Source organism: Phocaeicola coprocola DSM 17136, assembly GCF_000154845.1.
GTDB classification, from domain to species: Bacteria; Bacteroidota; Bacteroidia; order Bacteroidales; family Bacteroidaceae; genus Phocaeicola; species Phocaeicola coprocola.
On sequence record NZ_DS981427.1, the window covers coordinates 1819 to 2784 of the forward strand.

General features: G+C 48.4%; 1 protein-coding gene. It reads left to right on the plus strand.

Going from position 1 to position 966, the window contains the following annotated elements; translation table 11 throughout:
* Nucleotides 1-230: 230 nt before the first annotated feature.
* The coding region (locus tag BACCOP_RS00010) for an ISAs1 family transposase (RefSeq protein WP_007564728.1) at nt 231-966 on the plus strand (736 nt) is incomplete at its 3' end.

A 966-nucleotide genomic window follows, 5' to 3' on the forward strand; every position in this document is an offset into this window, starting at 1 on the left:
TTGTGAAATCAGTGCCGGATACCGCAGGACAGACAAGGGAACTACAAATACAAGCTGGAAGATATCTCTCCTGTAATACTCGGACGGCTGGGCAAGTGTATGACAAGACCGGATATAATCAGATTCGGCGAGCGTAATCTGAAACGCTTCCGCTCTTTAGGAATTTTGTTGGACGGTGTGCCTTCTGAACTACGCTCTGCCGTATATTCAAACATATTGATGATGAAGCCATGTCTGAGCGGATGTCTGAATTTACCTCCACCTTCCATGATGAGCTTGTCGGTTGTGCCGGAGACATCCTCTGTATTGACGGCAAGGCAATGAGAGGGACGGTACTTGAAAACGGACGCACCCCCGACATCGTATCCGCCTATTCCCTTGAAGGAGGTTTCACCCTTGCCACGGACATGTGTGAAGAAAAAAGCAACGAGATAACTTCCGTACCCAAACTGTTGGACAAGGTGGATGTGTCAGGATGCATAGTTACGGCAGACGCCATGTCCTTCCAGAAAGCCATCATAGATAAAATCCGGGAAAAAGGCGGTGATTTCCTTATCGAGCTGAAGGCAAACCAGAGAACTCTGCGATATGGGGTTGAGGACAATGTCGAACTTGCAGAGCCTGTGGATGTATATTCGGAAGGCCCTTTTCTTGAACATGGCAGAATAGAGACCAGAGTATGCCGTATCTTTCGTGGAAATGACCTGATTACGGACAGGAAAAAGTGGAATGGAAATCTGACGGTTGTCGAAATACGGACTGCAACGGAGAGAAAATCTGATGGTCAGAAATCTTCCGAGAGGAGGTTCTATGTCTCCAGTTTTCACGGAAGTGCCAGGCGGCTGAGTACAATAGCCAGAATGCATTGGGCAATAGAAAGCATGCACTGGGACCTTGACCGCAACCTGAGGCAGGACTTCATCAGGCGGAATAGTGCAAGGTCCGCCAGAAACCTTGACACGATAC